Source organism: Microcoleus sp. PH2017_12_PCY_D_A, assembly GCF_020738565.1.
Lineage (GTDB): Bacteria > Cyanobacteriota > Cyanobacteriia > Cyanobacteriales > Microcoleaceae > Microcoleus.
On sequence record NZ_JAEQCI010000181.1, the window covers coordinates 1 to 7,840 of the forward strand.

Below are 7,840 nucleotides of genomic sequence, written 5' to 3' on the forward strand. Positions count from 1 at the left end.
AAATTCAATCCGAATCATCCCGGATGGTAGCAATGAATGCGATGCAACAAATTTGCCAATTGAACAAAAGCAGGCGGTGTATTCGATGAATTATACCAATTCCATAATGTTATCTGTATTGGCAGAACATACAGGAAAAACTCGAGAAGCAGTAGCCTCATTTTTAGCCGATACATTTCAAGCCAATCAATTGACAGTGACAGAAGACGAATTAAATCAATTTATGCGACAATTCGTCGAAGCTTCCCGCATGACACCCGTCAAAAAGTTTGTTTTTGTAAATTCTAGCAAGGACAAAAGCGATGAAAAATAGGACGCCATCGACAACTAGCCGGCTAATTTCTGATTGCCAAAGACACCTTAAAGATAATTTCGATCGCCTTCAGATGCAGGAGTGCTTTGAAATTATCAAGGAAGCAAAACGCAAAGGCTTTTTAGGGAGTCAACGCGGGCGCAGCGCCTGCTTCGCGAATGCCGTAAATTTAGCAAACGACATTCTCAGAGTTTGCTCTGGGGGCGGAGAACTTCCCCCAGAAATGAAGGGAAACCCACAAGCCTTATATACCTACGTAGGTTTGGTAGCGGTGAATTTAATCAAATAGTCCGCCTGATGATGGCTGTTTAACTCGGCGGCCGAAACTCCCCTTTTTAAGGGGGAGTCGCGGGAAAGGGTCGCATCCTCCGCACCGATTTTAGTTCTTTAGTAAAGATGTGGATGTTTTATCCCTACGAATCGTGGGAATGCCGATCGGTCGCGCGGGGAAAAAGCCTTCCACAAGCTTTTTCCCTTGTTAAAAAAACTCCTAAGCCCCGGTGCAGAAATGGGTTAAGCCCCTTGGGATAATCATGGGTTATGTAAGAGTTTAATAAGTGGGTGAACCTTGAAAATTGTAGGAATAGATGTATCTGCTGACAGGATTGACGTTGTCGTACTCGACAAAATCCCAGATTTTGCATTGAGGGATTTTTACAAATCGGCAGAATTCAAATCTTGTCATTTTGTCTTTAAAACAGACGAAATTGGTAAGTTGATAGAGACTATAGGAAGTGATTGCGTGGTTGTCCTAGAGGCGACGGGAACATATTCTTATTTTTGGAAAGAGCAGTTTTCCAAGCAAAGCATCCCCGTTCTGGTGGCGGATCAGGGAATGGTAAAATCTACCCGCAAAAGCCTCGGAGGCACCGACAACAAAGATGACGCTTTTGACGCATTAGTAATGATATCGCTGTATCAGCGACACTACGTCGAAATTTTCGATCGCAGATTTTGGGTTGCCGATCGCCCCGCAGAAATCAAACAAATCAAGCGCCTGCTTTTAGATCTCAAAACTACCGTGCAAAAGCAAACAGCTTTTATCAACACAACTAAAAGTAGGTTAGCTTTTGAGTATCCAGCAAAAGCCAAAATTAGCAGTAAGAGGCCAAACGGAAATTTAGATCCGAGTGCTCCCCCTCCTTTCTGGGCTTGGCTCGCTGGAAAAACAGAAGCTATTTGTTCGAGGTGGTTGACAAGGTTTAACACTTCTTACAAGTTAAATCCCGGTTCTGGCATCAGCGACTTGACGCGACAGTTCGCCGCGCAAATATGCGACCTGCACGCGATCGAAGCTTCCCTAGAGATTAAACTTGCTAAAGCCCTGGAGTGCGAGCTTTTTGGAAAATACCATCAAGTATTCGATCTATTTAGGTTTGGTTTGCGAGAGCGTGGATGGATTTTGTCTAGAATTTTTCCGTTTGATTCGTTCTTGCACCTGCCCAAAAAAACAGCCTTACGAAGGTTTCGTCAGGCTTGTGGATTGGGCAAAATAGAAAAGTCCAGCGGTCAGGTTGCCGCCGGCAAGGGTGGCAGTCGCTGGACTGGATGCTCGAATACTCGATCGATTCTCTGGACTTACGTCCACAACCGCATCGAACCGGAAAACATAAGCCGCTCCTCAGTACAAAGCGAATTGAGAGAGTTTTACGTGCAGCGCAAGTTTAATGCTAACGGGACTAAAAAGAGAGGCCGTCAACTGGCAGATGCCCGTAACGCTACTTGTCGCAAACTGGCGGATTCATTGTTTCGGGAGATTTACCGGGCTTTTAAAACCTGATAAATGCGAAGCCTCGATCGCTCGCTCGGGGCTTTTTTTAAGAATCATTGCATAACCTGTGCAGATTCGTTATGATAATAAGATAGGACTGATTGGCAAATATACTGACTCTCTCCTTTGCTTAAAAGCGTTGCTCCCAACAACCAGCAAGCGAGAAAGCAAGTTTGACCTTTGGTTTCAAAGTCGTGCTTGCTTATTTTCAGGGATTTAGCCGTCGGTTTAGCAATCTAGACTATAAAAAAAGGAGCTATCCGTTCAATGGAAGACATTGAAAAGGTGCTGGAACAAATTAAAGAATGGGTTCGCAAGCTGATAGAAGGACTGCTGAGTCCAGAAGCTCAACCGGAACTCGAACCGATTCCTATTCCAGTCAACCAACCCAGGCATCGCCGGTAGTCGGGACTAGATATGACATCTGATGTTTGAGGTTTGAGGTTGAAGACTGGTTCTAAATCCCAAGTCAAAACTCTCATAAATTTTGTTGCGCTGGAATTTTTAAAATTGTTAAATATCCTGGTACTTCACGGCCCTAATCTGAATCTATTGGGTCAGCGAGAACCTGGAGTTTATGGTTCTGCGACTTTAAATGATATCAACAAGTTGCTAGAACGAGAAGCGCAAGCCCTCCAGGTGCAAGTCTCTATTCAGCAGTCGAATCATGAAGGGGTTTTGGTGGATGCAATTCACTCAATGTTAGGGCAGCACCAAGGCTTGTTGATTAATGCTGGAGCTTATACTCATACGAGTGTGGCAATTAGAGATGCGATCGCCGCTGTGAATATCCCTGCGGTGGAAGTTCATTTGAGCAATATTTACCGCCGGGAAGCTTTTCGCCACCACTCGTATATAGCAGCGGTGGCGATCGGGCAAATCAGCGGTTTTGGCTCAGAAAGTTACCGGCTGGGGCTGCAAGCTCTAGTTAGTTATCTGATTAAAAATTAAAATTTCACCGATTTTCGCGATCGGATGAGGGCCGGTTTTAGATGGAAAACCAGCCCTTATATGTTTGGGTGGAATTTAAATTAATTACAAGAATGGGGCATGGGCCATGGGCCATGGGCCATGGGCCATGGGTAATAGTTAGTGGTTACTTGTTAGTGATTTTTCTAGTAACCAATTCGCAATGCCCAATGCCCAAATGCCCTGGGAAGGCCAATGCCCAATGCCCAAATGCCCTGGGAAGGCCAATGCCCAATTCCCAATGCCCAATGCCCCATGCCCTGGGAAGGCCAATGCCCAATGCCCCATGGCCCATGGCCCATGCCCCATGCCCCATGCCCCATGCCCAATTCCCAATTACTAGCAACTTGAGTTAAATTCAAATGCGGCATTCCCTGTTGAGCAAGTTTCAAGGAACCATCCTGGGGGCACTTTTAGGAGACTCTATAGGCCTGCAATACCAGAGGCAACTAGCAGGTATCCATCCCCAAACAGAAGACTTGCAGCCGATTTTACAACTGACGAAACACCAACAATTGACCCTGAGCGGGCCAAGATTGGCGTTGAATTCTCCCAACAGTAAAATACTCAGTGGCAAATACTCCGAATGCGGGAAACTTGCAGTAGCCGGAGCTCAAAGTTTAATTCGGTGTAACGGTTTAGATTTAAAAGATTGGCGCGATACTTGGGAAGTATTGGCAAAGTCGGAAATCTACCCTTCGCCAAACACAGAGTTTCACAGCCTGCTAAACCCTTGTGAAGCGGCGGTTGCTGCGCTGCCCTGCGCGATGTTTTTTCACGAAAATAAGGCTAAGCTGCGAGATAAAATCATGCTGGCGACAGATGTTTTGCCCAACGAAAATAAGGCAGAATTGCAGACAGCAGTGCTAGCTATAGGATATGCGATCGCCCGATCGCTCAAACAAAGACTTGAAAGAGCGACAGCGATCGAACAAACCATTGCCTACCTAAAAACAGATAATGCTTTAACCGAGTTGCTGGTGCAAGTACAAATACTACTAGAACAGGGAGCAGACTTAGAAACAGCTACCACTCACCTGTGCAAAAGCGCCACAGCTTTGCGAGAAAAACCAGAAGAGGGCGAGAAAAAATCAGAAACTCACTCAATTGTCAACCCGAGAAATTTTATTCCCATTGCCCTAGCTTTCTACTGCTTCTTGAGCACCCCAGAAGACTTGCGCTTGTCAGTAGTGCGGGCTGCCCGCAGCGGGATAGCCGGACAACTCACCTGCGCTTTGACGGGAGCTTTGTCTGGAGCCTACAACGGCGCTGCTGCGATTCCTGTAGAATGGCGGCAGGTATTGTCGGCGGTTGAATCGCGGCCGCTAGTTGAGGGCCCTGAACCCTCGGTCTGGGGATCCCGCAGCGATGCCAAAATTGTGGAGCTAGCAAGTAACCTGTTTGCTGTTTGGGCTGGAGTTTACAACCCTTCGGCGGGGTCAGATTCCGCAGCCCTAGCCCGCGCAGTGGCTGCACCTTATGTGATTAGACCTCGTAAAATATAAAGTTGGGGGTTTTGAACTTTTAACAGGAGTGGAAACCAGAAATTAGCAAGAGACTTAAAGTGCATTCATTCGATCGCTCTTCTTCAAATTATCTGCGTCCATCCGCGTCAAGAAGCGGTTTCCTCGAATTGTATCAAAGATTTAGGCAATTTAAGTCTAATGAACAATTAGCAATCAACAAATCAAAAGCGAAAGCGCAAGGAAAGCGACAATTAAAGATTAAAAATTAAAAAATTTAATCGGACTCCCTTGCCGAAAAAAACCGGGTTTATACGATAATATTGGGTGGGAAAATCAGGAATCTACGGAGAAACCGGGTTTTTAGTGGCTGCGGGCGAGTTCTGTTAAAGATGAACAACGGAAGTCAGGGAACTAAACTGCTGGCGAGATTCAGGTAAATTAGCCTGCTGGTTTTGAATATTCAGGTACGGCAGTTCGGATAAACTCAATCAATGATGCTTTGTCAGAATTTCTGAGAAAGCTGCTGGATAACAGTGATCTATCTTCGACACAAATGAATACGCTCTCCTCATTGATGCGGCAGATTGAGCAGCTAGGGGCTGCGCGCTCGCGGCGCCAACATATTGCTAAAGTGCAAAATGGCGGCAGCTCTTCAGATCCCGATCGCCCTGGCGGGCCTCTCCTGAGCCGTTTATTGCCCCAGAAATGGCCTGGGCCCGAGACTTTTATTAGATTGACAAGTAAAACCTCAAAATCTCGCCTCAAAAATCAGGCTCGTTCCCCGATGTTGGCGCTGGTAGCAGTAGTTTCCCTCAGCAGCACTCTGGGGCACCGCTTCTACAACCAGCCGAAATTGGATGTGGGGACGAAAGCTCCTCAGACGATTAAGGCTCCTGCTAGTGTTAGCATCCCCGATCGCAAAACTACTGAAGAACACCGTTCATCAGCGCGGATCGGGGCTGTAGCGATATTAATGCTCGATCGCGCGGTCGATCGACAAATCGAGGGAGAATTGCAACAATTTTTGGAACAGGGAAGCGAACTGCGGCGGGCGGTAGGCTTGTTTCCGTTTGCGGCGCCCTCGGCGCTCTCAAATGCGGCTCAGGTTTACTTGCGGGGGTGCCCGGAGTGGGAGTGGCGAGCGATTTTGGCGCAATCCGGGGACAACAGTGCAAATTTCGAGCGGTTGAATTTGAATTCCCCGGCAATTGCTGCGCCGGCGGATAACAAGTCTGTGCAGGATGCGATTGCTCAATTGCAAGCTTACAGCCGATCGGTCCGGGCAGCAGATTTTCAAAGCCTGACAGATAGTATTTCCGAGGCTCGCAGGCGCTATGCCAACGCTGTCGAGGCGCTTGAAAAACCATCGGTTTCCGGACTCCGACAGATTTATGATACTTCGCTGTTTGATTTGTCCGATGCAGCTTGGGAGAAAACCCAAACGGGTATGAGTCGGGCGGCAAAAAGGATGCTAGCTCAAGGTATCCCGCAGGGGTTGCCAAAAGAGATTTTGAAAGAAGCTGTGAAGCTGCAAGTAGCAGATCAAGTGCCGTTAGAGTCCCAAGCTTTGGCAGTTGAGGGTTTAAGTGCGATTTTGCAGCCAAATCTGGTGAGAGATCCCGAGGAAACCAAACAGCTAGCGGAATTGGCGGCGCAAAAGGTGAAACCGGTGACGATCGAAGTAGAGAAGGGCGATATTATTGTTGCAGAAGGAAAAGCGATCGCGCAGCAAGATTTCGTGCTGCTGGACTATTTTGGTTTGAGCCGGCGGGGGGTGAATTGGCTGGGGCTGGCGGGTTTTGTTGGTTTAGTCGCAGGGGCAATTGCGATGGTGTTGCTGGTAGAAAGGCACTACCGCTTGCGCCGGAGAGATCATTTGCTGTTGCTGCTGCTGACTTTGAGCGCGCCGGTGCTGGTGAGTTTGGGGCTGCCTTGGACGACTTTGCCCGCGATCGGGATTTTAGCAGGCGGCTTTTACGGTTCGGCGGTGGGAGTGACTGTGGTGGGGCTGCTGTCGGCGCTGCTGCCCGTTGGCTTGGATGTAGAGTTGATTCATTTGGTGGCTAGCGCGGCGGGGGGATTGCTGGGCGCTTTTATGGCCGGAAAATTGCGATCGCGCGAGGAATTGGCTCTTTTGGGCGTGGCTGTCGGCTTGACTCAGGGCAGCGTCTATCTGGTGGGGACTTTGATTGCCAGCGCGGCTGCCGGTGCGATTTGGTACGTCGTGCTCGGTACGGTGGGTTGCCAAAGTTTGGCAGGTTTGGCTTGGAGCGTGGTGGCGATCGGCATCAGCCCTTATTTAGAACACGTTTTCGACTTAATTACCCCGATCCGGCTGGCGGAACTTGCCAATCCCAACCGCCCGCTGTTAAAGAGGTTGGCTGCCGAGGCTCCGGGGACTTTTCAGCACACGCTGTTTGTGGCTAGTTTGGCGGAGGCTGCGGCCCGGGAACTCGGCTGCAATGTTGAGTTAGTCAGGGCTGGTACATTATACCATGATATTGGAAAAATGCACGACCCAAGCGGATTTTGCGAAAATCAAATGGGCGGGGGCAACAAACACGATGAAATTAATAACCCTTGGACGAGCGCCGAAATTATTAAAAAGCACGTTACCGAAGGGTTGGTAATGGCGCGGAAGCATCGATTGCCGAAGTCGATTCAGGCGTTTATTCCCGAACATCAAGGCACAATGTTAATTGCTTATTTCTACCATCAAGCGCAGCAAATTGCTGCAAAAGAAACAGAAAATTTAAATATTACTTTGGCAGAGGCGGATAATTCAAAGTTAGCAATCGAAACCCGGGAAGTGAGGGAGCAGGATTTTCGCTACGACGGGCCGATTCCGCAGTCGCGGGAAACCGGAATTTTGATGTTGGCGGATTCTTGTGAGGCTGCTTTGCGATCGCTCAAGGATGCCACTCATGAGGAAGCTTTGAATATGGTTAATCGGATTTTGAGGGCGCGCTGGCAGGATAATCAGTTGCTGGATTCGGGTTTGACTCGGGAGGATATGTCTTTAATTGCGGAGATTTTTGTGCGGGTTTGGGAACAGTTCAATCACAAGCGGATTGCTTATCCTAGTGCAGTTTTTACTCCGAGGTAGAGACTTAAAAGCAGGATTATAGGATAGATATTTTATGGCAAAAATATAGCTTTTAGGTTCGATCGTTCGGACTTTAGTCCTCTGATTTGATGCGGACTGAAGTCCAAACGATCGAACCTATTTAGGGCTTGCCGAAAAAGCCTAAAACCTTTACAGAGAAAGACTTTGACTGGTTTGAACGCTCCGCGTGTGCAAGCTTATGAGCTAAAATCTGT

At 48.0% G+C, this 7,840-nt stretch carries 7 protein-coding genes; all 7 read left to right on the plus strand.

Features of this window, described 5'->3' with window-relative positions:
• The coding region (locus tag JGK39_RS31450; RefSeq protein ID WP_293298723.1) for a hypothetical protein at positions 1-313 on the plus strand (313 nt) is incomplete at its 5' end.
• Positions 303-602 (plus strand): hypothetical protein, encoded by a 300-nt coding sequence (locus JGK39_RS31455; protein ID WP_293261807.1) that lies wholly within the window; start codon positions 303-305, stop codon positions 600-602. The genes JGK39_RS31450 and JGK39_RS31455, both read left to right, overlap by 11 nt.
• Before the next feature lie 279 nt (positions 603-881).
• Complete coding sequence (locus JGK39_RS31460) at positions 882-2,093, plus strand: transposase (RefSeq protein ID WP_293261810.1); 1,212 nt, start codon at positions 882-884, stop codon at positions 2,091-2,093.
• A 258-nt stretch (positions 2,094-2,351) separates the two neighbouring features.
• The gene (locus JGK39_RS31465) at positions 2,352-2,489 is read left to right on the plus strand and encodes a hypothetical protein (RefSeq protein ID WP_293178014.1); all 138 of its coding nucleotides are present in this window, start codon (positions 2,352-2,354) and stop codon (positions 2,487-2,489) included.
• Positions 2,490-2,594: 105 nt separating this feature from the next.
• Complete coding sequence (gene aroQ / locus JGK39_RS31470) at positions 2,595-3,035, plus strand: type II 3-dehydroquinate dehydratase (RefSeq protein WP_293146934.1); 441 nt, start codon at positions 2,595-2,597, stop codon at positions 3,033-3,035.
• A 380-nt stretch (positions 3,036-3,415) separates the two neighbouring features.
• Positions 3,416-4,558, plus strand: a complete 1,143-nt coding sequence (locus JGK39_RS31475) for an ADP-ribosylglycohydrolase family protein (protein ID WP_293261813.1) — start codon at positions 3,416-3,418, stop codon at positions 4,556-4,558.
• A gap of 514 nt (positions 4,559-5,072) precedes the next feature.
• The gene (locus JGK39_RS31480) at positions 5,073-7,625 is read left to right on the plus strand and encodes an HDIG domain-containing metalloprotein (protein ID WP_293298726.1); all 2,553 of its coding nucleotides are present in this window, start codon (positions 5,073-5,075) and stop codon (positions 7,623-7,625) included.
• The last annotated feature ends 215 nt before the right edge of the window (positions 7,626-7,840 follow it).

Coding starts and splice junctions, on each gene's coding strand:
- JGK39_RS31455 (WP_293261807.1), top strand. CDS start 303: ATGAAAAATAGGACGCCATCGACAACTAGCCGGCTAATTTCTGATTGC.
- JGK39_RS31465 (WP_293178014.1), top strand. CDS start 2,352: ATGGAAGACATTGAAAAGGTGCTGGAACAAATTAAAGAATGGGTTCGC.
- JGK39_RS31475 (WP_293261813.1), top strand. CDS start 3,416: ATGCGGCATTCCCTGTTGAGCAAGTTTCAAGGAACCATCCTGGGGGCA.
- JGK39_RS31480 (WP_293298726.1), top strand. CDS start 5,073: ATGAATACGCTCTCCTCATTGATGCGGCAGATTGAGCAGCTAGGGGCT.